This window comes from Streptomyces sp. RLA131 (assembly GCF_056270125.1).
This window is the reverse complement of sequence record NZ_JBWDOQ010000002.1, coordinates 7,164,366-7,189,944: the sequence shown is the minus strand read 5'-3', so window position 1 is coordinate 7,189,944 and position 25,579 is coordinate 7,164,366. Positions and strand designations below refer to the sequence as shown.

The following is a 25,579-nucleotide window of genomic DNA, read 5'->3' as shown; positions in this document are numbered from 1 at the left end:
CGGTGACCCAGCAGACGCCGCAGACCGACTCGACCGAGCCCGCGCTCACCGGCGTACGGAACTTCCGTGACGTGGGCGGACTCCCGACGGCCGACGGCCGGCGGGTGCGCAACGGGCGGCTCTACCGCAGCGGACACCTGGCGCACACCACGGACGGCGACGCCGAGTTCCTGGCCTCGCTGGGGCTGCACACCGTCCTGGACTTCCGCAACGCCTCCGACATCGGGCTCGAAGGCCCCGACGTCACACTCCCCGGCGTGCGCAACATCAACATGCCGCTCAGCGACCCGGCCTCCGGCGCGGAGTTCTGGGGCGTGGTGCGCAACGGCGACCTCGACGCGCTGCGCGAGATCCTCGGCGACGGCAAGGCCGCCGAGCGCATGAAGCACTCCTACGTACGCATCATCCGGGACCGCACCGCGGAGCACACCCGGATGCTGGAGCTGCTGACGGACGAGGAGTCGGCCCCCGTGCTGCTGCACTGCGCGGCGGGCAAGGACCGGGCCGGCACCGCGATCGCCATCATCCTGCTCGCCCTCGGCGTGGAACGCGACGCCATCGAGGCCGACTACCTCGCCAGCAACGCCGCCCACCGCCGCTACCGCGTCACCCGCGGGGCCCACGCCGAGCCCGCCGCCACCCCCGAGGTCATGGAGCTGCTGAGCCCGCTCTTCGAGGCCCGCGCCGAGTACCTGCGCAGCGCCCTCGACACCATCGAGGGCCACTGGGGCTCGGTCGACGCCTACCTCACGGACGGCCTGGGCCTGACCGCCGAGCGACGCGAGCGGCTGCGCGAACTGTTCCTGGAGGACGCGCCCCGGTGAACCGTCCCGGTCCCGGTCCGTGTGCGGGACCGGGTCCGCTCCGGGACCGGGTCCCGGTCAGCGGTCGGCCACCGCCTGCTTCACCAGGGTCCTCCCGAAGTCCCACATCAGCCCGCCGCCCTCGTGCGCGTCGTCCATCACGGCGGTGAACGCCGACACGAAGCGGTCCACCTCCGGTTCCCCGATCACCAGTGGCGGGATGAGCTTGATCACCTCCAGCCGGTCGCCGGAGACCTGGGTGAGGATCCGGTGCCGTTGCAGCAGCGGCACCACCACCATCTGCGCGAACAGCCCCTTCCGGGCCGCCTGGAGCACCGTCCAGCGGCTGCGCAGCCCCAGCGACCTCGGCCGGCCGAACTCGATCCCGATCATCAGCCCCCGGCCGCGCACCTCGTGCAGCAGCTCGTAGCGGTCCACGAGGGCCGCGAGCCGGGTGCGCAGGAGGTCGCCGGTGCGGCGGGCGTTGGCGACCACCCGCTCGTCCTCCATGACCGACAGCGTCGCCAGGCCCGCCGCCATGGCCTGCGCGTTCGAGCCGAAGCTCGCCGAGTGGACCAGCACCCGGTCCATCGACGAGTAGACCTTCTTGAAGATCCACTCCTTGCCGAGGGTGGCCCCCACCGGCACATAGCCGCCGGAGAGCGCCTTCGCCACGCACACCAGGTCCGGTTCGACGCCGGCCTCGTGGGCGTAGGCGAAGAAGTCACCGGTCCGGCCGATCCCGGTCTGCACCTCGTCCGCGATGAGCAACGCCTTGTGCCGGTGCAGCAGTTCCTGCGCGGCGAGCAGATAGCCGGGGGGCGCGGCGTGCACCCCCTTGCCCTGGATCGGCTCCACGATCAGGGCCGCCACATCCCCGCGCCTCAACTCCCTTTCCAGGGCGGCCAGATCACCCAGCTCTACGGCGGTGTCGGGCAGCAGCGGGGCGAAGCCGTCCCGGAAGCCGTCCTCGCCGTTGACCGACAGCGAGCCGGTGGTCAGCCCGTGGAACGCGTGCGAGCAGTACAGCACCCGCGGTCTGCCCGTCGCGTAGCGCGCGAACTTCAGGGCTGTCTCCACCGCCTCGGTACCGCTGCTCCCGAAGAACACCCGGTCCAGGTGCGGGGCGTACGTGAGCAGCTTCTCGGCCAGCAGTCCGGGCAGCGGCTGGCAGTCGAACCGGGTGAGGTCGGCGAGCCCGGCGTCCAGGACGTCGTGCAGCGCCTTGCGCACGACGGGATGGTGCCGGCCCAGGCCCATCACCCCGAAGCCGGCCAGCATGTCCAGGTAGTCCTGGCCCTCGGCGTCCCAGAAGTAGGCGCCCTCGGCCCGCTCGTAGACCTTGTCGAAGCCGATGGTTCGCAGCATCCGCGGCAGCTGGTGGTTGAGGTACCTGGCGTGCAGCTCGTAACGCTCCGCGCCGCGCTGCGCGAGCAGCCGTCCGAGGTCAAAGCCCTTCGGCTCCGCCGCTGTCATGGTGGGGGATTCCCTTCGGGTGGTGGGAGGGCCTGCCGCACGGCCGAGGGCTTCGCTCATGCCGGGCCGATCCGGGCGAGCGTGGCGCTGATCCGGCCGGCGATCTCGGCCGGGGTGAGTCCGATGTCGGCCAGCACCTCGCCGCGCTTGGCGTGCGCCAGGAACTGCTGGGGGATCCCGAAGTCCCGTACGGGTACGTCGACTTCCGCGTCGCGCAGCGCCTGGGCGATGGTGGAGCCGACGCCCCCGGCCCGTCCGTTGTCCTCGACGACGGCGACCATGCGGTGGCCGGCCGCCAGCGGTGGCAGCGCGTCGTCCACGGGCTTGACCCAGCGCGGGTCGACGACGGTGACGCCGACCCCGCGTTCGCGCAGCAGGGCCGCGGTGGCCAGACAGACGGGGGCGAGGGCGCCGACGGAGACCAGGAGGACGTCCGGACGGTCGCCGCGGGCGAGGACATCGCAGCCGCCGACCCGGCCGACGGCGGGCAGCGGGTCGCCGACGCTCTCCTTGGGGAAACGGATGACGGTGGGGGCGTCGTCCACGTCCAGCGCCTCCCGCAGCTGCGCGCGCAGCGCGTCCGCGTCGCGCGGGGCGGCGATGCGCAGGCCGGGGACGACCTGGAGGATCGACAGGTCCCACATGCCGTTGTGCGAGGCACCGTCGTCGCCGGTCACCCCGGCCCGGTCCAGGACGAAGGTCACCCCGCACCTGTGCAGGGCGACATCCATCAGCACCTGGTCGAAGGCGCGGTTGAGGAACGTCGCGTACACCGCCACGACCGGGTGCAGTCCGCCGGTGGCCAGACCGGCCGCCGAGACCGCCGCGTGCTGCTCGGCGATGCCCACGTCGTAGACCCGGTCGGGGAACGCCCCGGCGAACTTCTCCAGGCCGACCGGCTGCAGCATCGCCGCGGTGACGGCCACGACATCGCGCCGCTCGGAGCCGATTTTGAGCATCTCGTCGCCGAAGACCGAGGTCCACTTGGGGCCGCCCGACGGGGCGAGCGGTTCACAGGTCAGCGGGTCCATGGCGCCGACGGCGTGGAACCGGTCGGCCTCGTCCTGCTCGGCGAAGGCGTAGCCGCGCCCCTTCTGCGTGAGGCAGTGGACGAGCACCGGGCCGTGGAAGCGCCGGGCGCGCCGCAGCGCCGACTCGACGGCGGCGATGTCGTGGCCGTCGATCGGGCCGACGTACTTCAGGCCGAGGTCCTCGAACATGCCCTGCGGGGCGAAGGCGTCCTTGAAGCCCTTCTTCGCGCCGTGCAGGGACTCGTAGAGCGGGCGGCCCACGACGGGGGTGTGCTGGAGCACCTGTTTGCCCCAGTCCAGGAAGCGTTCGTAGCCGTCGGTGGTGCGCAGGGTGGCCAGGTGGTTGGCCAGCCCGCCGATGGTGGGCGCGTAGGAGCGTTCGTTGTCGTTGACGACGATGACCAGCGGCCGGTCCCTGGCGGCGGCGATGTTGTTCAGCGCCTCCCAGGCCATGCCGCCGGTCAGCGCCCCGTCGCCGATGACGGCGACCACGTGGTCGTCGCGACCGAGGACCTGGTTGGCCTTGGCCAGGCCGTCGGCCCAGCCCAGCACGGTGGAGGCGTGGCTGTTCTCGATGACGTCGTGCTCGGACTCGGCCCGGGAGGGGTAGCCGGACAGCCCGCCCTTGCGGCGCAGCTTGGAGAAGTCCTGACGGCCGGTCAGCAGTTTGTGCACATAGGACTGGTGGCCGGTGTCCCACAGGATGCGGTCGGCCGGGGAGTCGAAGACCCGGTGGAGGGCGATGGTCAGTTCGACCACGCCGAGGTTCGGGCCCAGGTGGCCGCCGGTACGGGCGACGGCGTGGACCAGGAAGTGGCGGAGTTCGCCGGCGAGTTCGGGCAGCCGCTCCTCGGGCAGCGCCTTCAGATCTCTCGGGCCTCGGATGTTCTCAAGCATCGACACGCTGGGACCTCGTTCCCCCTGCCGGGATTTGCTCGGTTCAGCTCACCGGTTCAGCCCACGGTGACCTGGGGCTCACCGGATGCGGTTCCCCCTGCTTCCATCTCCTCCGCGATCTTCATGGCCTCCTCGATGAGGGTCTCGACGATCCTGGACTCGGGGACGGTCTTGATGACCTCGCCCTTGACGAAGATCTGTCCCTTGCCGTTTCCGGAGGCGACCCCGAGGTCCGCCTCGCGGGCCTCGCCCGGACCGTTGACGACACAGCCCATGACCGCCACCCGCAGCGGCACCTCCATGCCCTCCAGACCGGCGGTGACCTGGTCGGCCAGCTTGTACACATCGACCTGCGCCCGCCCGCAGGAGGGGCAGGAGACGATCTCCAGACGCCGCTGCCGCAGGTTGAGCGACTCCAGGATCTGGATGCCGACCTTGACCTCCTCGGCCGGCGGCGCCGAAAGCGAGACCCGGATCGTGTCACCGATGCCCTCGCTCAGCAGCGCGCCGAAGGCCACCGCGGACTTGATGGTGCCCTGGAACGCCGGACCCGCCTCGGTCACCCCCAGGTGCAGCGGGTAGTCGCACTTGGCGGCGAGCCGGCGGTAGGCGTTGACCATCACGACCGGGTCGTTGTGCTTGACCGAGATCTTGATGTCGCGGAAGCCGTGCTCCTCGAACAGCGAGCACTCCCACAGCGCCGACTCCACCAGCGCCTCGGGGGTGGCCTTGCCGTACTTCTCCAGCAGCCGCTTGTCGAGCGACCCGGCGTTGACGCCGATCCGGATCGGGGTGCCGGCCGCCGAGGCGGCGCGGGCGATCTCCTTCACCTTGTCGTCGAACTGCTTGATGTTGCCCGGGTTGACCCGGACCGCGGCGCAGCCCGCGTCGATGGCGGCGAAGACGTACTTCGGCTGGAAGTGGATGTCCGCGATCACCGGGATCTGCGACTTGCGCGCGATCGTGGCGAGCGCGTCGGCGTCGTCCTGCGTGGGGCAGGCGACGCGCACGATCTGACAGCCCGAGGCCGTCAGTTCGGCGATCTGCCGCAGGGTGGCGTTGACATCCGCGGTCGGTGTGGTCGTCATCGACTGCACCGAGACGGGGGCGCCGCCGCCCACCGCGACCGGCCCGACCTGGATCTGCCGGGACCGGCGGCGGGGGGCGAGTGTCAGGGGCACCCCGGGGGTGCCCAGGTCCACCGCGGCCATGGCTACCTGGCCCGGTTCCCGGAGATCGTCTCGCGGGCGGCCCGGATGGACTCCTTGAGCGAACCCATGGTGGCCAGGACGGCGGTCGGCTCGTAGCCGCAGTGCGCCATGCAGTTGGCGCAGCGCGGGTCCTTGCCGCGGCCGTACTTGTCCCAGTCGGTCTCCTCGATGAGCTCCCGGTACGTCGGCACATAGCCGTCGCTCATCAGGTAGCAGGGGCGCTGCCAGCCGAAGAGCGAGTAGTTGGGGATGGCCCACGCGGTGCAGGGGAAGTCGGCCTTGCCCTCCAGGAAGTCCAGGAAGAGCGGCGAGTGGTTGAGCCGCCACTTCTTGCGGTTGCCGCCCGCGAAGGACTTCCGGAACAGCTCGCGGGTCTGCTCCACGCCGAGGAAGTGCTCCTGGTCGGGGGCCTTCTCGTAGGCGTAGGCGGGCGAGATCATCATCTCGTCGACCTGGAGGTCGTCGTTGAGGAAGTTGAGCACCTCGATGATGGTCTGCGGGGTGTCGGTATTGAAGAACGTCGAGTTGGTCGTGACCCGGAATCCGCGCCTCTTGGCCTCCTTGATGGCCTCGACCGCCTCGTCGAAGACGCCCTCCTTGGCGACCGACGCGTCATGCCGCTCGCGCAGCCCGTCGATGTGCACGGCGAAGGCGAAGTACGGCGACGGGGTGAAGTCGGCGAGCTTCTTGCGCAGCAGCATCGCGTTGGTGCACAGGAAGACGTACTTCCTCCTCGCCACCAGCTGCCGCACGATCTCGTGGATCTGAGGGTGCATCAGCGGTTCGCCACCGGCGATGGAGACCATCGGCGCCCCCGACTCCAGGACCGCGCCGACCGCCTGCGCGACCGGCATGCGCTGCTTGAGCACACCGGCGGGATGCTGGATCTTCCCGCATCCCTCGCACTTGAGATTGCAGGCGAAGAGCGGTTCCAGCTCCACGATGAGCGGGAACTTCTCGCGCTTGCGGAGCTTCTGTTCGACGAGATAGGTACCGACCCGAATGGTCTGACGAAGCGGCATGGCCATCTGGCTCACCTCCGGGGGAGCGTGTTGCAACGGTGCCAATCGAGAAAGGCAGGAAGAAGATCCTTTAGCACGCGGAAGGCGGTGATCCCGGTGCGCAGCGTGCCGACACGCAACAGTTCGTGCTCCGGGGTGTCGACCACTACGCGGGCTGCCGCGACGGGGCGCGCGCCGCGCGCGAGGGCGGCGCGCATCATCGCGGCCGACTCCATGTCGACCGCGATGGCACCGGTGGCGCGGAGCGCCGCCCGCTCGGCACCTCGTACGACATGGTCGGACTGGGCCAGCCGCCCGAAGTGCACGGTGTGCCCGGCCGCCTTGAGCGCGGCGGCCAGGCTGTCGCCGTGCTCCCCGGCGGGGTCGTCGGCGACCACGACGTCACCGGGCCGCATGCCGGGCGCCAGCCCGGCGCAGAAGCCGGTGGTCAGGACCGCGGCGCCGGTCAGCTCCGGGGCGCGCAGTGCCTCGGTGACGGCACGCCGGGCGGCCTGCGCCCCCATGCCCGTACGGATCACCCGCACCGGGCCGCCCGCGTCGGTGCGGCGGCCCGAGCGCAGGGCGAACCGCTCGAAGCGCAGGGCGCAGACGATGAGCAGCGGTGGGCCGGAGCGGCCCATCAGTCCCCCTTCCCCGCTCCGCCGAAGGGCTCGCCGTACACATAGCGCCCGAGCGCCGTGAGCGGGAAGACCATCCGGTAGAGGTGGTAGTTGATGGAGAAGTCGCGGGGGAAGCCGGTACCGGTGAAGTACGGCTCGTCCCAGGACCCGTCCTCCTTCTGGGTCGTGGTCAGCCAGCGCACCCCTCGTTCGGCGGCGGCGCCGTCCCGCTCCCCCGCCGCCAGCAGGGCGAGCAGCGCCCAGGCGGTCTGCGAGGCGGTGGAGGCACCGCGCCCGATCCAGTCGTGGGAGGAGTACGAGCGCAGGTCCTCGCCCCAGCCGCCGTCCTCGTTCTGCACCGACTCCAGCCAGTTGACGGCCCGTCGGATCGCCGGGTGGGAGGCGGGCAGCCCGGCGGTGACGAGGGCGGGGACGACGGAGCCGGTGCCGTAGATGTAATTGACACCCCAGCGGCCGAACCAGGCGCCGCCGGGCTCCTGTTCGGCGAGCAGCCAGTCGATGCCGCGCCGGGCGTGCGGGTCGTGCTGCAGGCCGAGCGCGGCCAGCATCTCCACGACATGGGCGGTGACGTCGGCCGACGGCGGATCGATGACCTCGCCGAAGTCGCAGAACGGCAGCCGGTTGGGGAAGGGGCTGGTGTTGTCGGCGTCGAAGGCCCCCCAGGCGCCGTTCTTGGACTGCATGCCGATGTTCCAGCGGACCCCGCGCTCGACCGCGCCCTTGAGGCGGCCGGGGTCGGGGTGGTCGACACGCAGCAGGGCCAGGACGACCTCGGCGGTGTCGTCGATGTCGGGGTAGGTGTCGTTCTGGAACTCGAAGGCCCAGCCGCCCGGGGGCAGCCCCGGCCGCTGCACGGCCCAGTCGCCGCTGCGGGTGATCTGCTGGTCCAGCATCCAGCCGGCGGCCTTGACCAGCGCCGGATGGGCGGCCGGGAGCCCGGCGTCGGCGAGGGCGATGGTGGCCAGACAGGTGTCCCAGACCGGGGACTGGCAGGCCTCGATCATCCGGGTGTCCTCGTCGGGCCACACCGCGAAGCGGTCCAGCGACGCGAGTCCGGCCCGCAGCACGGGGTGGTCGAGGTCGTAGCCGAGCAGATGCAGGGCGATGACGGAGTAGACGGCGGGCGGCTGGATGCCGCCCCAGCAGCCGTCGGCCTCCTGGCGTTCGATGATCCAGCGGGCGCCCGCCTTGAGGGCGGCCCGGCGCAGCGGTTTGAACTGGACCCTGCGGTAGGCGTGCAGGACGCGGTCCAGCCGCTGGAAGAAGCCGTCCCAGCTGGTGGGCGAGGCGCGCCCGGCGGGCGGGTTGGGGCGGGCGGGGTCGGTGTGCAGCTCGTCGAGGTCGAAGGACGCGGGCCGTACCGGCCGGTGGGCCGCGACCACGGTCAGCGGCACGATGGTCTGGCGGGCCCACTGGGCGAAGTCGTAGATGTTGAGCGGGACCCACTTGGGCAGGAAGATCATCTCGGGTGGCAGTTCGGGCAGGTCCTCCCACAGCCACCAGCCGAACAGGGCCAGCCAGATCCGGGTGAAGACCCTGGCCCGCGCGATGCCGCCCCGTTCGCGGACCCAGGCGGAGGCCGCGGCCATCCAGGGCGCCTCGGGCGTGTCACCGGCCAGCCGCAGCGCGACATAGGCCTCGACGGTGGCCGAGAGGTCACCGGGGCCGCCGTGGAAGGTGGCCCAGGCGCCGTCGTCGCGCTGCTGGGATCTGATCCAGCGGGCGGCGGCCGCGGTGGTGCGGTCGTCCTGGATGCCGAGGAACTGACGGAGCAGCAGGTCCTCGGCGTCCATGGTGACATTGGTCTCCAGGTCGCCCTTCCACCAGCCGTCGGGGTGCTGACGGGCCAGCAGGTGGTCGGCGGCGCGGCGCGCGGCGCGCTGTGCCGCCTGCCTGGTCGTACGGGGTGCGCTCGGCGCGTCGGAGTCGGGTGACGGTGTGGTCGTCGTGCTGCTGGCCGAGGGTGTCCCGTGGGCTCCCGCCCCGGGACCTCCGTCGGTCGTCGCTGTCATGGCTTCCCCTTTGCACAGTCGTTGTGTCTGCGGTGTTGGGGCTGCCGTCGGCCGCTACACGCTCACGGCCGGCGACGTACTGCGCTCCACGTCCTGCTCTCGCTACTTCTCGCGAACCACCACAAAATCCGCCAGACCCACGAGCTTACGGCGAACTTCGTCCCGCATGTCCACTTTGTCGAGCGCGGCGATGGCGGTGGCGTACTGCCGGCGGGCTTCCCGGGAGGTCCACTCCCGGCCGCCCGCCGCTTCGATCAACGCGGCCCTTGTCGCGAACTCTTCCTCGTCGAAGGACTCGATACCATTACGGTCCGACGGATCGGCGGCCTTCGCATCCGCTGCGAGCAGCTCCGCCAGCCGCTCCGAGGCCTCACCGCCGGCCGCGAGGGCCGCGACCACGGGGAGGGACTTCTTGCGCTGCCGCAGGTCGCTCCAGGTCTGCTTGCCGGTCGAGGCCGGGTCGCCCCAGATGCCCAGCAGGTCGTCGATGGCCTGAAAGGCCAGGCCCAGGTGGTAGCCGTACTCCTCCAGGGCGTCGGCGTCGGCCTCCGACGCGCCGCCGAGCACCGCGCCGATGGAGGAGGCGCAGGCCAGCAGGGCGCCGGTCTTGTTGCCCTCCATCTCCAGGCACTCCTCGACGGTGACCCGCTCGCGGTGCTCGAAGGAGATGTCCTGGGCCTGACCGTCGATCAGTCTGCGGGTCGCGGTGGTCAGCCGCCGGGTGGCCCGGCCGGCCTCCACGGTGCCCTGCTCCAGCAGGATCTCGTTGCCGAGGGCGAACAGCGCGTCGCCGACCAGGATGGCCTGGGCGGGGCCGTGCACCTTCCAGACGGTGTCGCGGTGGCGGCGCTGCTCGTCGCCGTCCATCAGGTCGTCGTGCAGCAGGGAGAAGTTGTGCACCAGCTCCACCGCGACCGCGCCGGGGATGCCGGTCTCGGGCGGGGCGCCCGCCGCCTCGGCGGACAGCAGCGCCAGCGCGGGACGTACGGCCTTGCCGCCGTCGCCCGCGGTCGGGTTGCCCTCGGCGTCGATCCAGCCGAAGTGGTAGGCGGCGACGGTGTCCATCGGGGGTGCCAGTCGGTCCACGGCCGCGCGCAGCACGGGCGTGGACAGCGTGCGGCCGCGCTCCAGCAGCGCGGTGACGCTCGCCTTGTCGACGCCCGCGTTCGCCTGCTCCTTGGCAGCGGTCACTTTCTCTCCTTGGATCGAACTGGTGGTGCTGGTAGTGCTCGTTGCGCTGGTGGTGCTCATGCCGGCTCCAGACCTTCGATGCCGAAGGGATGATGATCGAAGGGAAGGTAGGGACGGCCCAGCGCGGTCAGAGCTGCCCGGGAGGCCTGCAGACCGCTGCGCACCGCGCTTTCCATGGTCGCGGGCCAGCCGGTGGCGGTCCACGCGCCCGCCAGGTACACGCCGTCCGCGCGGGTGCCAGGACCCGGGCGCAGGGCGCCGACCCCCGGGGCGGGGGCGAAGGTCGCCGTCCGCTCCCGGGTGACGAAGAAGTCCCGTACGGTCGCGCCGCGCGCGGCGGGCAGCAGACGCTCCAGCTCCGGGAGGTAGCGGTCGCGCAGCTCGGCGACCGGGAGGTCGATCTCGTCCTGCGCGGCCGACTGGGACAGCGCGAGGTACTGGCCCTCGCCGACCGCCGCCGCCCCGGAGTGCCCGGTGCGGTCGAAGACCCACTGCACGGGGCTGCCGATCGCGGCGAAGAACGGCCGGCGCAGGACCTTGCGGTCGTAGACCACATGGACGTTGAGGATCGGGGCGGTGCCGATGCGCAGCAGCGCCTCCGGGTCCGCCAGGGCGCCCGGGGGCAGCAGGTCGTACGTCTCGCGCTGCGGCACGGCCAGTACGACGACGTCGGCGGTGAGGCGCTCGCCCCGGCCGGGACCGGTCTCGGCCTCGACCTGCCAGGGGCCGTCGCCCTCGCGTGCGACGCGCGTCGCACGGGCCCGCAGCAGGGTGCGTACACCCGCCTTGTCCAGGGCTTCGCGGGCCCTGGCGTCGTGCAGTTCGCCCAGCGGGGCGCGGGCCCAGCCGATGTCGGCGGCGCCGGGGTCGGACAGCAGGCCGGTCTTGAAGACCATGGCGGCCAGGCCGAGCGAGGCGTCGGCGGCCCTCGCGTTGAGGGTGGCGATGCCGACCAGGTCCCACAGCGCCTCGACGGTACGCGGTGACTGGCCGTGCCGGCCCAGCCAGCTGCCGAAGTCGACGCCGTCCAGTGCCGGGTCCCGGGGATCCAGGGCGCGCAGCGCCAGGGCGGCCCGGCCGACCGAGGCCCGTTCCCGCAGCGACAGATGCGGATACGTGGCCAGACCGGCCGCCAGATGCAGCGGCACGGGCAGCGCGGTGCGGCGCAGCCGGCCCAGTCGCGGCCCCCTGGCACGTCCGGCGTCGAGTACGGGGACGTCCAGCCGGTCCTGGAGGGTGACGAGGTCGGCGGCGCCGATACGGTCGAGGAACCGCAGATAGGCGACGCAGCAGCGGAGGAAGACATGCTGGCCGTTGTCGACGGTCAGCCCGCCTCTGTTGAAGGAGAAGGCGAGCCCGCCGAGGCGGGGCCGCCCTTCGAGCAGGGTGACCCGCAGGCCGGCGTCGGAGAGGGCGAGGGCGGCGGTCGTGCCGGCCAGGCCACCCCCCACCACCACAGCGGCCGCCCCCTGGGGGCGGCCCGCGGCGTCGTGCACGTTCATGCGCCCTCCCTACCCAAGCCTCTGGCCTGCGGAACCCCACCGGCGGTACGCATATCACCACGCACCGTCGCAGGGAGGGACGCCCACAGCGCGGGCATGGTTGCCCGTGCGGCCGATTCGGGGCCCCGGGTCACGCCCGCCCCCTGGCGACCCGGCGGGAGTCCACACCGGCCAGGCCCCGCGCGGCGACGTACGCCTTCTCGTGGCCGGGCAGCGACACCCGGCCGCGCAGCACGGCCCGGGGGTCGGCGGCGATCCGGTCGAGCAGCCGGCGGTAGATGCCGGCCATGGCGGCGACACAGGCGCCGCTGCGCCGGTCGAGCAGGGGCAACAGCCGGTAGCCGGTGGCGAACAGGGACCGGGCGCGCCGGATCTCGAACTCCATCAGACCCGTGAAGTCGGAGCCGGCCGGCGGGACCGGCCCGTGGAAACCGGCCGAACAGCCGAACTTGGCAAGGTCGTTGGCGGGCAGGTAGGTGCGACCGTCGGCGGCGTCCTCGCGGATGTCGCGGAGGATGTTGGTGAGTTGCAGGGCGAGGCCGAGGGTGTCGGCGTACTCCGGGGCCCGTTCGGCGTCCCGCGCTCCGCGCACCGTGCCGAAGACGCCGAGCGAGAGCCGGCCGATGGCTCCGGCGACGCAGCGGCAGTAGGCGGCGAGGTCGTCCCAGGTCTCGTACGTGTCACCGCTCAGGTCCATCTGGACGCCGTCGATGAGCTCGTCGAGCCCCTCCAGGGGGATCGGGAAGCGCCGGGCGGCGTCGGAGAGGGCGACGGCCACCGGGTCGGTGTCGTCCTCGGCCACCTCGCCGGCCCGGATCCGGGAGAGCGAGGCGCGCATGCCGTCGAGCCGGTCCTGCTTGACCGCGGGTTCCAGGTCGCCGTCGCCGATGTCGTCGACGCGGCGCGAGAACGCGTACAGCGCCGACATGGCCTGGCGCTTGGGGGTGGACAGGAGCCGGATTCCATAGGCGAAGTTGCGGGCCTCGTGGCCGGTGACGGTCTCGCAGTAACGGTAGGCGGCGAGCACCGCGCCGGACGTGTGGTCGGAGCCGTTCACGTACGGCTCACCCCTCTCTTCGCAATGTCGACCCCACCTCACGCAGCAGGCTGAACCTGGTGGCCTTCGGCGGTCCGGGCAGCACGTCGTGGCCCGCGTCCGCGACCGCTCGCAGAGCGGCACGGCCTCCCCCCACGAAGCCGGCCAGCAGCAGCCTGAGTCTGCCGCGGACGCTGCCCACCAGGGGGGCGCCTTCATTCAACAGGTCACGGGCGCGTTCTGCTTCGAATGCCACCAGCGCGCGCACCGGTGCGCCTGCGGTCGGGGCGGTGAGATCGGTTTCGGAGACGCCGAAACGCTTCATGTCCTCGGCGGGCAGATAGACGCGGTCGCGGCCGAGGTCCTCGGTCACGTCCTGGAGGTGCTCGACGATCTGCAGTGCGGTGCAGACCGCGTCGGACCGGCGGATCCGGTCCGGCGTGGCGGTGCCGGTGATCCCGAGCACGAGCCGGCCGACCGGGTTGGCCGACAGCTCGCAGTAGGCCAGCAGGTCGTCGTACGTGGCGTAGCGGCGCACCCTCTGGTCCTGGCGGTTGGCCTCGATCAGGCCGAGGAAGGGCGCGGGGGTGAGCCCGCAGCGCCGTACGGTGGGCTCCAGGGCCCGGAGCAGGGGGTGCCGGGGGTCGCCGCCGGGGCCCCCGAAGACCCTGCGCAGGTCGGCCTCGAAGGCGTCGAGCATGGTGAGCCGGTCCTCGGCGGCGTCCGCCGGCAGGCCCAGGCGGATCGCGTCCTCGCGGCCGCCGCCGGCGAGGTCGCCGTCGCCGATGTCGTCGACGAGACGGGCGAAGCCGTAGACCGCCATCAGGTCGGCGCGCCAGGCGCGGGGCACGAAGAACGGCGCGACGGGGAAGTTCTCACGCGCGGCCTTGTCGAGCACGGCGCGCGACTGCGCGTCTGGCGCGGCCGTCACCGGGTGCTTCCCGGCACACGGGCGGCATGCGCACCGTGTCTCCCAGGGGTCCACTCCGCCATTGCCGTCACATCCCCCGTTCTACACCGATTGGCCATAACACACTATTTCGGACACGCCGCTCGTTCGATCAGCCGAAGAGGGCTGGACGTATCACCCGAGAAGCGGCGATTGAGTACCGTGCCAGCTTACGGCGCGGGGGCGCTCCGGCGTGCGCCGGGGTGCGGATGATCTACGCCCGACGCCCGCGACGCCGTGCCGGGCGGGAAACTCCCCGTTCCACCGGGGGGCGGGCGGCTCCGGGGATCGCCCCACCGAACTCCTCGCGCGCGGCCGGGGATCCGGGAGGTCGGGCAGGGGCGGACAGGGGGCGGACAGGATCGAGCGGGGCCGGACGGGCGCATTGGATTACCCCACGTCCAGGTCCGGCATTCTCCACTCCTCATGAGAATCTGCTGTGAATGTTTCAGGATTCGTGCGGTACTAGTCAGTAACAGACTGTTATGAACCCATTGCGAGGTGACAGCACACGCGCAGCCCTGGGGGAGAACGAAATGAGCCACGCCGAGACCGATGCGGTCGTCCAGCAGCATCGGGCAGCGGTGGACAGCTACGCGCGGCTCTGCTGCCCCGGCCCGGAGGCCGCCGCCGACCTGGTGACGGAGGCACTGGCCAGCGCCGGGCGGTCGAGCCTGTACTACGGCGAGCGTCCCGAGACCGCGTGGCGGCCCTTCCTGCTGGCCGAGGTGCGCCGCACGGCCGCCGACTGGGCGGCCGGCCACCGGGCGGCGGCGCTGGCACCGGACTTCCGGCTCTGGTACGAGCAGTTGACCGCCTCCTTCGGCCCGGTGGAGACGATGCGCCGGGCCGAGGAGGCCTCCCTGGTGCTCCAGGCCTTCAACGCCCTGCCGGACCGGGCCCGGCACACCCTGTGGCACCAGGTCGTCGAGGGCGAGCCGGGCCCCGACGACGAGGCGGTGGCCGCCGTCGACGCGCTGCGCGACAGCTGCCTGCGGCGGCTGACGGACCGTGCGCCGGGACCGGACTGCCACCACTACAGCCGGATGCTCGGGGCCGTGGTCCGGGGCACCAACCAGCGCACCAGTGAGGACCTGGAACAGCATCTGGCGATCTGCCCGTCCTGCTCGGCCGGCTACCGCGACCTCCAGCTGATCACCCGGGCCGAGGGCGGCCGCAGCGGCGCGCTGGCCGCCCGGCTGCTGATGTGGGGCCACCGCGCCTATCTCACCGAGTGCGCCCGGCTGCGTTCGGCGCTGCCGGTACCGATCGGGCCGCAGGACGACGCCGACGTCTCCGGGCAGGGCCGCGACGAGCCGCGGCGGCGGCGGTTCCCGGCGGGCGCCGTCGCGGTGGTGGCGGTGCTGGCGACGGCGGCCGTGGCGGGGGTGGCCGCCGCGATCGTGCCGGCCCTGTCCGACGACCGGGCGGCCGACGGCGCCGGATCCACCGCGGTGGCCACCACCGGGCGGAGCGCCGCGAGCAGGTCCGCCCCGGCGGCACCGGCCGGCGTCACCCCGGCCGAGAGCCCGTCCACCGTCACGGCCGACACCACGATCACCCTGGTCAGCTCGGCGACGAAGCGCTGCCTGGAGATCACCGGCGGCTCCGGCGTCCTCGGCGCCATTCCGGTCCAGGCCGGCTGCGACTCCTCCGCGGTACAGCAGTGGAAGGTGCTCGACGTGGAGGGGGACGCGGTGAAGCTGCGCAACGCGGCCAGCAGCCTGTGCCTGGACATCGGCCGGACTCCCAAGAAGGGCACCGCCGTCGTCCAGCGACCCTGCGCGATCGGCGAGCAGAGCCAGATGTGGCTGCTGAAGGTCTACCCGCGGGCCGGCTACACCGTGGTGGTGTGCAAGTCCGACACCGGCCTGCGGCTCGGTCTGGGGAGCCGGGCGAAGGACAGCGCCGTCGTACTCGTGCGGGCCAAGGACGGCACCACCGGACGGTTCAAGGTCGACGACGCCCTCAAGTGACCCTCGTCCGGGCCCGGGTGGGGCGGCCGGCCCCGGAGAAATCGCTTGCAGTGGCCCGGCGCGGCGCGTCAGGCTCGTCCGTATGGCCGCGATCGAAGCCCGGGGACTGACCAGGACCTTCCAGACCACCAAGCGGCGGCCCGGACTTCGCGGCACCCTGCGCTCGCTCGTCGACCCCGAGCGGGTGACGGTCACCGCCGTCCGGGATGTCTCCTTCAGCGTCGCCGCGGGCCAACTCCTGGCCCTGCTCGGCCCCAACGGCGCCGGCAAGTCGACCACGATCAAGATGCTGACCGGCATCCTCACCCCCACCTCCGGTGAGGCCTCGGTCGTCGGCACCGTCCCGTACCGCGAACGCAACGCCCGTAACATCGGCGCGGTGTTCGGGCAGCGAATGCACCCACGAAGTAGTGGGACAGCCCCCAGTCTACCCCTGCCGCCAGGGCAGCAGTAGGGGCGCACGAAGCGCTAAAACCGCAGCTCAGAGCCATACGGCGCACGGATCGCCACTCGGCCAGCGACCACCAGGAGCAGCCCGCAGGGCCGCAGAAAAATGTGGCCGATCCAATCGGGTGATCTTGCAAGTTAGAAGCGTCCGACCACAAGGGGCGATCGGCTCGTTCACGCGAGTGATCTTGTGGCACATGATGCCCCTGCCTCTCCTAACGCGTCGTGGGAATCCCGCTTGTCCTGAGGTGGCCGTAAGTGTGATCCTTCCTATGAACGCGAAGGACGCACGACATGGCATACGCCCGTTGGAAGCACATCCTCATCGAGTCGCAGCGGCACGCCCTCAAAGCAGTTGACGAGTGGAACTGTTCAAGCGGCAACTACAGCGACTTCCTCACCCACATGCACAAGGCGTGGCACTACCTGCTTCATGCGGAGTTCCACGAGGCCAAGATCGACTACCACTACAAGGACGCCCAGACCGGTCAGTACAAGCTGATCGACGGCGAGCCGAAGGCGTGGGATCTGGAGTGGTGCTTGAAGCAGCGCTACACCAACAGTGCCGACCCGGTGCGCTTGAACGCCGAGCTCTTCGTGGCGCTCCGCAACAAGGTGGAGCACCGGTACGAGCACAACCTGAAGATCGTGACCGGCGGCAAGGCGCAGGCGCTCGTCATGAACTACGAGCAGGAGATGGTGGACCACTTCGGCCCCGCCTTCAGCCTCGCTGATCAGCTACGCTTCCCGATCGCTCTCCAGACGCTCACCGCCGAAGGTCGCGAGCAACTCCAGGATGCGGCGAAGAAGCTGCCGAAGAAAACCCGCGACCTGGTGGCGAAGTTCGAGGCGGCCATCGACTCGGACGTACTGGATGATCTGAAGTACGACTACCGGGTGCGGCTGGTGCCCATCGTCGGCAAGAAAACCGATGCCGACCTAGCGGTCAACTTCGTCAACTTGGACGCGTTGACCGACAGCGAGCGCGCGGTCATGACCAAGGCGGGGCGTACCGGGACGGTCATCACCAAGGTGAAGCACGTCGAGACGATGAACCCGGCGAAGCTCCGGGCATCGGTCGTCGCCGAGCGCGTCGAGGCCAAGCTGCCGTTCTGCTTCAGTGTCCATGGTGAGCACACCGAGATGTGGCGACGACTCGGCGTCCGTCCGGCTGTGGGAAGTGCCGACCCGTGCATCACCGATGCGCGCTACTGCATCTACGACGAGCCGGTCAACACCTACCTGTACACCGATGCCTGGGTAGCGAAGATCGTCAAGGAGATCGGCACGGTCGACAAGTACCGCAAATTCTTCGGCAAGGACCCTCGCTTGAAGCAGGTGACCACCTTGCCGAAGCAGGCAGACCCCATGCTCGACGAGCGTTCCATGGGGAAGACTGCCTGAACGGGTGACGGGCTGCGCTTACCGCGCAGCCCTCCGCCGCGCTAGCACCGGAATCGCCGCGATCTTCTCGGCCGTGAGGTCCTCCCACACCAGGCCGCTCGGCCGTCGGCGGTTGGGGCAGGGGATCACCTCGTCGGGCGTGACGATGTAGTCCACCGAGAAATCGTGCTCGGTCTCGGGGATGTCGTCCTCGATCACCTGGAGCGCGTGGACGGGCGCGACAATCACGGTCGACTCAGTGACGAGGCCGGCTTCGATCAGAAGCGCGACTTCAAGGTCGGAGTACCCGGCGCCCTTCCCAATGCGGGCACCCGACCGGTTCACGGCCACGCTGCCGCACACCACGATGTCGATCGGCTCGACCTCTTCAACGCCGACGCGGCGGGCAACCTGAGCCGCACCCTTCTTCTCGGCGGCCTCCTCGGGCGAGAGCGTCAGGTTCTTGGGATCGAGCAGGTAGAAGGGTTCGGGACTGGCCATCCTCGGAACCGCCATGTAGACGCGCTTGCCGTCCTTCAAGGCACGGACGCGGACGGGAAGCTGCGCCCAATCCGGGTTGGCCTTGACGGTGGTTGCTCGTTGCCACTCATCCAGAGTTGCCAGCTGCTCGGCTGTCGCCTCAGCTCCGTAGAAGCCCGGAATCTTCCCGTACGAATCGGCCGGTGCACCGCCGCCGTCGATGAGTCGCCGCCACACCCGCTCGCGTACGGCCTGCTTCGCCTGGTCGATGTCCGTCAACGCCTCACCCGTTCTACATCAGGGCAAGCAAGCGATCGTTGATCTCCTGCGCCCATGGCTCCGTCCTCCACTGCCGCAACTCGCGTCCGGCAGAGAAGGCCAGATTAAGACCACCCCCGCCACGCGTCAGCTCCACGGCATCAATGGTGCGGTGCATGGTTGCAGCGGCTTCGTCGAGCTTTCCTTGACGGATGAGCGCCAAGGTGAGGTTCCCGAGGGTGATGGCCTGAGATTTCTTCTTGCTGGCCAACGCCCGTGAAGTCATACGCAAGATGGGCTCGGCGCGCTCAGGCAGGTCGAGGGCCAAGTAACACGAGCCTGCCAGCCGGTTGAACTCGTTCACCGTGTAGAAGGGCGCAGCCAGATCATCGGGGTGGACACGGTCGAACTGGGCCTCCGCCTTCCTGAGCGCCGCTTCGCAGTCGGTGAGCGCGCCGGTCATGGCGTGCCCCTCGGCAACGTGAAGCAGGCTCAACCCAGTGAGTGACGGACTGACCATGCGGGCGGCGTCGGCTGCTTGTTCAGCGAGCGTCACACCGCGAACCGCGTTCTTCTCTCCGTACAGCGCCACGAAGCTCATTCGCAGAGTGGCGTACGCCTCCGTCGATGGGTCGCGGGCATGACGGGCAGCCTCGACGGCTTCCTTGAAGTACTGAACCGGCGCGTGGTGGTCACGGCGTTGAGAAACGTCCCAGACCAGTTGCCCCATGATCATCGCTGAATCAGCTTCGATTTCGTACAGCGCTCGGCGCACGCGTGGGTTGGCGGCGTTCTCTCGGAGGAAGCGCACCTGGCCGTGCAGTTGACCGGCTCGACCAAGCAGCGCCGTCGATGCTTCTTGGTCGTACAACTCATCTAGCTTCCGCAGCCGTTCATGGATGTAGGCAACCACCATGAGATCGGCCGACGCCGGATTCTCCAGGGCATAGGTCATCCGCTCGCTGGGGCGTGAGTCGGTGACGATGATGTCATCGAGCAGCGCTTGAAGCTCCTCGTTCGACACCTTGAGCGCGCGAGCAAGTTTTGGCCGTAACCAGGCTTGCGGCTCCGTCTCGGCAGACTCCCAACGTCCTACTGTCGAGCGCTCGACACCAAGAAACTCGGCCAGGCTCTCTTGGGTGTGGCCTGCCGCTTTACGACGCCGGACGAGCTTCATCCGCTTCGCTGCCATCGCCCATCCCTCCGTGCGGGGGCGAGCCTTCACCATAACGGTGCAGGTGGCATCCGTGCAGGCCAGCGCCAGGAATCCCCCATGGATGCGGCAAGAGTGCCGCACGTTTGCTGTGGTGTCTTTGCAGGTCAAACCGCTTCTCTAGCTGGCAGGTTGGCGAGCAGATGGAATCCCCGTGCCGCTGCTCGCCAGCCGTTCCAGTCCCCCAGGAGGAACGGATGCGACCGCTCATGTTCGGATACATGCGACTCGCCGCAAGCGATGATCCAGATGAAAACGCGGCAATCGAGGGGGAGTTGAGGCGCTACACCCTCAGCGAAGGATTCGAGTTGGAGCGGTTGTTTATCGAACGGCTCGGTGCCAGCGATGAATCCGCCTTCTTCGCCCTCGTCGATGCCCTGAAGACCGCTGAGGTCAAGCACGTCATCGTGCCGTCTCTCTGGCACTTCGCCCGACTCCCCGGTCTGCAAGCTGCCATGCGCGACCACATCGAGCGCGAGATCGGTGCGCGGCTGTGGGTCATCCAAAACAAGATCACGCAGCAGAGGAGCACCGCGTCATGAGCGCCGCCGACGTGACCCCGATTCCTCTGCTGGCATCCTCGGTCCGCTTGAACGCCATCCCTCAAGCCGTCGCTGCGACGCGGTTGTTCGTACGGCACACCTTGACGCTCTGGGATCTGGAAGAGCACGTGGAAACGGTGGCGCTCATCATGAGCGAACTGGCCACGAATGCTGTCCTGGCGAGCATCACCGACGCACAGGCGGGGACGGAGGAAACCACCGACGAGGTGGTCATCGGAGCGCAGATCCGTGCCATCGAAGCCAGCCTGTTCGTCGAGGTCTACGACAGAACAAGCGCGGCACCTGTACGAAGGAACCCCGACCAAGACGCCGAGGGCGGGCGCGGCCTGCTGCTCGTCGATGTGTTGGCGAAGCAGTGGAATGTCTACCGCCCGAGCGTCGGTGGCAAGATCGTGTGGGCTGAACTTCCGCTCGGCTTCCCCCTGGAACCGTCCGCTTGTATCTACGAGCACGCGCCCTTGATCCTGCCGCGTGGACTTCGAGCGAAGTACAGCGCAGACGAACACCAAGCACGCCGTGCGCTCCTCGACCGTCTTCTGACCACGACCACCTTGGCGGACTCGGCAGCGCGGATGACCGATGCGATCTGAGCACCGCGGCCGGCTGACGGTAGAACGTGCCGACCAAGAGCCGGTCGGCGCCCGATGAGGCCAGAGCGAATATGGGACTTGTTCGACTGGTTCCGCGGGTCGTGCTTTCGCTGCGAAGCGGTCGGGGTCCCCGTGGCGGTAGTTGGAGAGATGACCGTGCAGGACAAGCCGTCACCGCTGTACGCCTGTCATCTGTGCATCTTCCGGATGCAGCAGTCGCATTGGTTCGCACTGAGGCGTCGGGCCTGGCCACTGGAGCAGTTGCAGTTCCCACCCCGACAGGGTCGGAGAGTTGGTCGCGCAGCCTCCTTGCGGTGGCTGAACTACAGAAAAAAATCCCGAGCATGAAGAACGCCCCCGACGCGGACGCGGGGGCGTTCTTCGCTGTTGGGGGGCGGGGCGGGGTTGTCGGAGTGCTGCTACTGAACTTGATCGGGTGATGTCGGGCTGTTCGCCGGACAGCGTGCAGGTGGGCTCGGTAGCCCTGGTGAGGTGAGATATCCGCAGGGTGGTGGCTTGACCGACGCCGAGAGGGCCGCGCGGGAGCGGGTCCGGGTCCAGGCCGTGGCGTGCTTCGAGGGCAGGGAGAAGAATCGGGAGATTGCTGCCGCGTTGCGGGTCTCGGAGCGGTCGGTGGAACGCTGGCGGCGCCAGTGGCGCGAGGAGGGCCTGGCCGGTGTGGCGTCGAAGGGATCGCCGGGGCGGCCTCGCCTGTCGGAGACGCAGATGGCCAGGCTGGAGCGGGAGTTGGAGCGTGGCCCGCTGGCCCATGGGTGGACCGATCAGCGGTGGACGCTGGCCCGGGTGAAGACGATGATCGGCCGGCTGTTCCACGTCTCGTACACCGTGGAGGGCACGTGGCGGCTGCTGAGGAGGCACGGCTGGTCCTGGCAGCAGCCTGCTCGGCGCGCGATCGAGCGCGATGGCGACGCGGTGGAGCTGTGGAAGCGGGAGGTCTGGCCGCGGGTAAGAGCACCGCGGCGGCGAACAGCGCCTGGGTGGTCTTCGAGGACGAAGCCGGCCAGTCGATGACGCCGCCGCGTGCCAGGACCTGGGGCCGCCAAGGCAGTACCCCAGTTGTCCGCGTGCGTGGACGTGGCTCGGGCCGGGTGTCGATGGCGGGCATGACCTGCTACAAGCCCGGTGAGCGGTCCCGGCTGATCTACGCGATCCGTGAGTACCGGGGCCGCAAGGACGAACCGAAGGGCTTCGGCTGGAAGGACTACCGCGACCTGATTCTCCGCGCCCGCACGCAGTTGGGCGGCCCGATCGTCCTCGTGTGGGACAACCTGCGCATGCATCTGGTCGCGCCGTTGCGGGAGTTCTTCGAGGCCAATGCCGACTGGCTCACCGTCTTCCAGCTGCCGACGTATGCCCCGGACCTGAACCCGCAGGAGGGCATCTGGTCGCTGGTCAAACGCGACATCGGCAACCTTGCCGCTGCGGACCTCAGTCAGATCACCCGCGCCGTGAAACGCAAGCTCAAGATGCTTCAGTACCGGCCGGAGGTCATCGACGGCTGCCTGGCCGGCACGGGCCTGACCCTCAGCAAGTGATCGGCTTCGCGGATGTGGTCCCGTCGGCTTACTGGGTGCTGCCGCTGCCCAGGCGGGTCTTCTCCCTCGCCCGTCGCCTCGGAATTCGATTGCCACCGGCCCATGGAGTGCGCTGATACTTCGGCATGAGCAGAATTGCGCAGGTCATCGTGCTGGCGCCGTACGCGGACGATGTGATGGAGCCACTGACACGGCCGGATGACTCGCGCAGCTGGCGGGGCCACTTCGAGCGGCTGGACATGTTTGTTGACGGGTGGATGATCGAGTTCAACCGCGTGCGTCCGCGGTCAGGTCTGCTGCGGCACTTGGAATCCCTGGCGTGGCCGTATCCGGCGAGCGTGCAGGTGCTGATCCATGACGAGGAAGATGACTGCTTCGGGCTGTGGATGATGCGCGACGGTGTGCTGGTCGAATTGCCGGTCCCGGGCCATAGGCGCCTGCACGGCCCAGCGCCGACAACCGATGAATTTCCGCCCGACCCGGGCCTGCTGTTGCGGACCGAAGCGACCGTGCCCACCGGCTTCTCGACGGACCGTCAGGACAAGCGCCCCGCCTGGTAAGCCGAGTCAGCTACTGCAAGTTGATTGATGTCGGCCGACACCCGAGGTCAGGCCGACATCACGAGTTCAAGTTCAATAGGTACTACTGGCGATCGAGCTTGGCGCTGATCTCCCGTAGAACCGCTGTGTGCTCCTTGACGGCCTCAGTAAGACCGAGCAGCAGTTCCTTGATGGATGCGTCGGCGTCAGATGTCGTCGGTTCGGTCGCCTGTGTGGGTGTCACCAGGAGGTGGTAGAACTCTTGGATTCCGACTTCTTCAAGATCCTTCACCCGGGACATGGTGATCCCGTGCTCAGCGGCGAAGACTCCGCGACGGGCGTTGAGATCGTCCGCCAGCCCTTCACCGCCATAGGCGTTCTGGAGTGCCCTCACGTAGTCGTAGTTCTCGTCCATTGAATCCAGGGCGGAGCGAAGCAACCTATACGAGGCGTTCGCCGTGGGTGCGCCCAGACTGCGCATGAACCGCAAGGTATTACCGCCCGCACGTTCCGGTGTGAGACCAGCGCCCTTCTTGAGGTCGCGGAGCATTCGCTTGAAGCGTTCGACCTTCTCGTCGGCGGACAAGCCGCCGCCAGTCTCTTGCGACATTGGTGTGCCTCTTTCTCGATTCGGGTGGGGCACACCACCGGTTGAGGTCAATCAAGCAGGGTGCCGCATCCGAAGAGCAGTGGCGAGGTACGTTCCGAACGGGAAATTCGTACCTATTTAAACATTGACCGACGATTTGGTCAATTCTGGCGACTTCCACGAGGGAACCCCACCGAACATCGTGAACAGTTCGGCAGTAATCAGGCTCGGCCTTTCAGGCAAGCGTCCCAAGTCGATGATGACCGCGATGAAAAATGCCTCGGTGATGATTGTTAGCGCGGAGAACCAGAAATAATCCGAAGCAGTATGCGGAACGTAAGTGACAGTGAGCACGTAACAGATAAGCATGACTAAGGTTTGGGCGGCCATGCCGCATTGCATCCGCCTACTCAGTCGCTTGCCATTCATCTCAAAGGCGAGCGCGTACCAGTCGGGTTCCGGTGGCAGGGTGATGACGGGTGATTGCAGAAGATCATCCGGGGAGGCGGCAGTGAATGGGTCGGCTTGCGCCCGACTCACATTGCGTTTGTCGGCTGCCTCAAGGATCAGCGCGACTAGTCGTGAGATGGCTCGTTTCTCTGCGTCTAGCACGGTGTTGTGAGACTTCATGAAGAGGTGCGCACCGACCGCTTCACGGCGCGCGGTGACGTTCTTGATCGGCGGGCAGTCAACGGCCATAACCCAGCGAAGAACAGTGGCGTCCTGCTGCTGTCTCGGGGTTGCGTCGTCGTCGAGCCGTTGAAGCAGTGCAGTCAGCAGCGCTACACCCTCATGCGGATCATCAGTACCTAGCTCGTCCAGGAGCTTCGATCGCTTGGCTAGCGTCGTCCAGTGCAGACCGAGTTCATCGCTGCGTACTGCCATGACGGCTTTGGTCACTTCCGCTTCGCGGCCCACGCTCGTTCGCCCTCCTCGCCGTTCGCTGCACAGCAGTATGCCCGGCCCATCCACTGCAAAAGTGCTGCACCCAAAGTGAGCAGCACTTTTGCAGTGACGAGATGCCCCTCGTCGGCCGACGGTTGACATGCGCGATCACCTGACGCGCCGACCAACGGAAGAACAGGGACGTCAAGATGAGCGAACTCGACAGGTACGACGGCGGAGGACGCGGGTCCGTCGCCCGTCGTCCTTCCCGCGCAGCGCGGAGGACTCAGGAGCGCGGCGAACTCGACCTCATGCAGCTTGCCAACTCGGGCAGGCTGGCGGAGGCCCGAGGGATGATCCGTCGCCATATCGCAGAAGAAGGCATGGCCGATGCGGCCTACCTTGGCGACCGAGCGCGCGAACTGGCGAACGGTGACGCTTTCATCGCGAGCCTACTGCTCCCCATCGTCCAGGAGTTCGGGCGCACTACGGCGCGCGACGTCCGGGAGTTCGGGCGCGGGTTCTAAGTGCCCGGGTGGCTTCTCGGAATCCTCGTCGCACTGGGGATGTACGCCGCGCTTCTTCTGTTCGCGGCGATTGATACCCGGCTCAGCTCCCCGGGGAAGCGCAGCGCCTTTGAACAGCGGCTCGTCATGCGGCGGCGGAAGCGCCGCGTCGAGCAGGAACTACGGCGGATCGCCCGCGATCCCCACTCCGTCAAACCGGACCGGTCCCGCGCTGAGATTCGGCGCGAACAAATGAAATGGAGGTGACCCTCGTGTACCAAGCGATCGCCGAAGACCAGAGCGCCACCCTTGGCGGCATCTATCTCCTGATCTTCTTCGGAGTGCCGATCGTCCTCGTGGCATGGCTCAGCAAGCGGTACGGCCCGGCCATGCTGCGCAAGAAGCGCAAGCGGCAGATTGAAACGGCCGTGCTCATGCACTCCGTTGACGCCGAGCTGTTCGGCGAAGTGCTGGACGACCTGTATACGCGCCGCGCTCGTCGCCGCTGATTCCGACCGGCCCCCTCCGCACGTCCTCCGGGGAAGACAGCCGAGACCTTCGCTCGGCCACGGCCACCCCGGCCGGACAGCTCCACGCGGCAGGGGGCCGCGTCGTAGAACCGCTCCACCAACCCTCCGCCGGCCACGGCCCGTAGGTCGGCGGCACCATCCCGAGGAGTTCGACCGTGGCGAAGGCCCGGAATTTGTTGCTGCTCCTGCTGCTGGCCGCGCTGACGATTCGCGTGCTCTGGCTGGCCGTTGAGCCGATCCTTCCTTATCTCGTCAGCGGCCTGGCGGTGCTGCTCGTCCTGGGATTTATCTACCACCGCATGACGAGGTGGTGA

Annotated in this window: 24 protein-coding genes and 1 pseudogene; 11 read left to right on the top strand and 14 right to left on the bottom strand. The window is 69.1% G+C overall.

What is annotated here, in order from left to right; genetic code table 11:
- Positions 1-2: 2 nt before the first annotated feature.
- Positions 3-824, top strand: a complete 822-nt coding sequence (locus tag RWE79_RS33525) for a tyrosine-protein phosphatase (RefSeq protein ID WP_475943834.1) — start codon at positions 3-5, stop codon at positions 822-824.
- Between the two features lie 57 nt (positions 825-881).
- Here RWE79_RS33525 and RWE79_RS33520 read toward each other — a convergent pair whose 3' ends face one another.
- From RWE79_RS33520 to hpnC, 10 genes are all read right to left on the bottom strand, one after another.
- A complete protein-coding gene (locus RWE79_RS33520; protein ID WP_475943833.1) occupies positions 882-2,279 on the bottom strand; it encodes an aspartate aminotransferase family protein in 1,398 nt (465 codons plus the stop codon).
- Between the two features lie 56 nt (positions 2,280-2,335).
- On the bottom strand, positions 2,336-4,213 hold the full coding sequence (gene dxs, locus RWE79_RS33515; protein ID WP_475943832.1) for a 1-deoxy-D-xylulose-5-phosphate synthase: 1,878 nt from the start codon (positions 4,211-4,213) through the stop codon (positions 2,336-2,338).
- Positions 4,214-4,263: 50 nt separating this feature from the next.
- The gene (gene ispG / locus RWE79_RS33510) at positions 4,264-5,418 is read right to left on the bottom strand and encodes a flavodoxin-dependent (E)-4-hydroxy-3-methylbut-2-enyl-diphosphate synthase (RefSeq protein WP_475943831.1); all 1,155 of its coding nucleotides are present in this window, start codon (positions 5,416-5,418) and stop codon (positions 4,264-4,266) included.
- A gap of 2 nt (positions 5,419-5,420) precedes the next feature.
- Entirely contained in the window at positions 5,421-6,446 is a 1,026-nt protein-coding gene (gene hpnH, locus RWE79_RS33505) for an adenosyl-hopene transferase HpnH (protein WP_475943830.1), read from the bottom strand.
- A gap of 5 nt (positions 6,447-6,451) precedes the next feature.
- Entirely contained in the window at positions 6,452-7,060 is a 609-nt protein-coding gene (locus tag RWE79_RS33500; RefSeq protein ID WP_475943829.1) for a phosphorylase family protein, read from the bottom strand.
- Positions 7,060-9,072 (bottom strand): squalene--hopene cyclase, encoded by a 2,013-nt coding sequence (gene shc / locus RWE79_RS33495; RefSeq protein ID WP_475943828.1) that lies wholly within the window; start codon positions 9,070-9,072, stop codon positions 7,060-7,062. Before shc ends, RWE79_RS33500 begins: the two co-directional genes overlap by 1 nt.
- A 102-nt stretch (positions 9,073-9,174) precedes the next feature.
- Positions 9,175-10,323, bottom strand: coding sequence for a polyprenyl synthetase family protein (locus tag RWE79_RS33490; RefSeq protein WP_475943827.1), 1,149 nt, complete (start codon positions 10,321-10,323; stop codon positions 9,175-9,177).
- A complete protein-coding gene (hpnE, locus tag RWE79_RS33485; RefSeq protein WP_475943826.1) occupies positions 10,320-11,765 on the bottom strand; it encodes a hydroxysqualene dehydroxylase HpnE in 1,446 nt (481 codons plus the stop codon). The genes RWE79_RS33490 and hpnE overlap by 4 nt, the downstream gene beginning before the upstream one ends.
- 130 nt (positions 11,766-11,895) lie before the next feature.
- Positions 11,896-12,822 carry a presqualene diphosphate synthase HpnD gene (gene hpnD, locus RWE79_RS33480; RefSeq protein WP_475943825.1) on the bottom strand — a complete coding sequence of 309 codons (927 nt, stop codon included), beginning with the start codon at positions 12,820-12,822 and terminating at the stop codon, positions 11,896-11,898.
- Positions 12,823-12,829: 7 nt separating this feature from the next.
- Entirely contained in the window at positions 12,830-13,699 is an 870-nt protein-coding gene (hpnC, locus tag RWE79_RS33475; RefSeq protein WP_475946264.1) for a squalene synthase HpnC, read from the bottom strand.
- Positions 13,700-14,286: 587 nt separating this feature from the next.
- On the opposite strand from hpnC, the gene RWE79_RS33470 reads away from it, so the two are divergent.
- From RWE79_RS33470 to RWE79_RS33460, 3 genes and pseudogenes are all read left to right on the top strand, one after another.
- Positions 14,287-15,726 (top strand): RICIN domain-containing protein, encoded by a 1,440-nt coding sequence (locus RWE79_RS33470; protein WP_475943824.1) that lies wholly within the window; start codon positions 14,287-14,289, stop codon positions 15,724-15,726.
- Between the two features lie 82 nt (positions 15,727-15,808).
- Positions 15,809-16,120, top strand: a pseudogene (locus RWE79_RS33465) (ATP-binding cassette domain-containing protein); the annotation flags it as partial.
- 347 nt (positions 16,121-16,467) lie between these two features.
- Complete coding sequence (locus tag RWE79_RS33460; RefSeq protein ID WP_475943823.1) at positions 16,468-17,577, top strand: DUF3644 domain-containing protein; 1,110 nt, start codon at positions 16,468-16,470, stop codon at positions 17,575-17,577.
- Positions 17,578-17,595: 18 nt separating this feature from the next.
- Here RWE79_RS33460 and RWE79_RS33455 read toward each other — a convergent pair whose 3' ends face one another.
- Positions 17,596-18,315: a 5-formyltetrahydrofolate cyclo-ligase gene (locus tag RWE79_RS33455; protein WP_475943822.1), complete on the bottom strand. Its 720-nt coding sequence runs from the start codon at positions 18,313-18,315 to the stop codon at positions 17,596-17,598.
- 13 nt (positions 18,316-18,328) lie between these two features.
- On the bottom strand, positions 18,329-19,486 hold the full coding sequence (locus RWE79_RS33450; RefSeq protein WP_475943821.1) for a helix-turn-helix transcriptional regulator: 1,158 nt from the start codon (positions 19,484-19,486) through the stop codon (positions 18,329-18,331).
- 242 nt (positions 19,487-19,728) lie between these two features.
- On the opposite strand from RWE79_RS33450, the gene RWE79_RS33445 reads away from it, so the two are divergent.
- The 4 genes from RWE79_RS33445 to RWE79_RS33430 all read left to right on the top strand — a co-directional run bounded on the left by RWE79_RS33445 (position 19,729) and on the right by RWE79_RS33430 (position 22,776).
- Complete coding sequence (locus RWE79_RS33445) at positions 19,729-20,049, top strand: hypothetical protein (protein ID WP_475943820.1); 321 nt, start codon at positions 19,729-19,731, stop codon at positions 20,047-20,049.
- Positions 20,046-20,660, top strand: a complete 615-nt coding sequence (locus RWE79_RS33440) for an ATP-binding protein (RefSeq protein ID WP_475943819.1) — start codon at positions 20,046-20,048, stop codon at positions 20,658-20,660. The genes RWE79_RS33445 and RWE79_RS33440 overlap by 4 nt, the downstream gene beginning before the upstream one ends.
- 492 nt (positions 20,661-21,152) lie before the next feature.
- Positions 21,153-22,216 (top strand): IS630 family transposase gene (locus tag RWE79_RS33435; RefSeq protein ID WP_475938095.1). Its coding sequence is split into 2 segments (ribosomal slippage): positions 21,153-21,617 and positions 21,620-22,216, totalling 1,062 coding nucleotides; the frame shifts between segments, so codons are not numbered across the junction.
- Positions 22,217-22,341: 125 nt separating this feature from the next.
- On the top strand, positions 22,342-22,776 hold the full coding sequence (locus RWE79_RS33430; RefSeq protein WP_475938094.1) for a hypothetical protein: 435 nt from the start codon (positions 22,342-22,344) through the stop codon (positions 22,774-22,776).
- A gap of 82 nt (positions 22,777-22,858) precedes the next feature.
- Here the strand turns inward: RWE79_RS33430 and RWE79_RS33425 are convergent, their stop codons facing one another.
- The gene (locus RWE79_RS33425; protein WP_475943818.1) at positions 22,859-23,365 is read right to left on the bottom strand and encodes a hypothetical protein; all 507 of its coding nucleotides are present in this window, start codon (positions 23,363-23,365) and stop codon (positions 22,859-22,861) included.
- Between the two features lie 117 nt (positions 23,366-23,482).
- Positions 23,483-24,262, bottom strand: a complete 780-nt coding sequence (locus RWE79_RS33420) for a hypothetical protein (protein ID WP_475943817.1) — start codon at positions 24,260-24,262, stop codon at positions 23,483-23,485.
- Positions 24,263-24,438: 176 nt separating this feature from the next.
- Between RWE79_RS33420 and RWE79_RS33415 the strand changes: the two genes are divergently transcribed.
- The 3 genes from RWE79_RS33415 (at position 24,439) to RWE79_RS33405 (ending at position 25,579) form a co-directional block, all read left to right on the top strand.
- The gene (locus RWE79_RS33415; protein WP_475943816.1) at positions 24,439-24,756 is read left to right on the top strand and encodes a hypothetical protein; all 318 of its coding nucleotides are present in this window, start codon (positions 24,439-24,441) and stop codon (positions 24,754-24,756) included.
- A 242-nt stretch (positions 24,757-24,998) separates the two neighbouring features.
- Positions 24,999-25,244 (top strand): hypothetical protein, encoded by a 246-nt coding sequence (locus RWE79_RS33410; RefSeq protein WP_475943815.1) that lies wholly within the window; start codon positions 24,999-25,001, stop codon positions 25,242-25,244.
- Positions 25,245-25,420: 176 nt separating this feature from the next.
- The gene (locus RWE79_RS33405; RefSeq protein ID WP_475943814.1) at positions 25,421-25,579 is read left to right on the top strand and encodes a hypothetical protein; all 159 of its coding nucleotides are present in this window, start codon (positions 25,421-25,423) and stop codon (positions 25,577-25,579) included.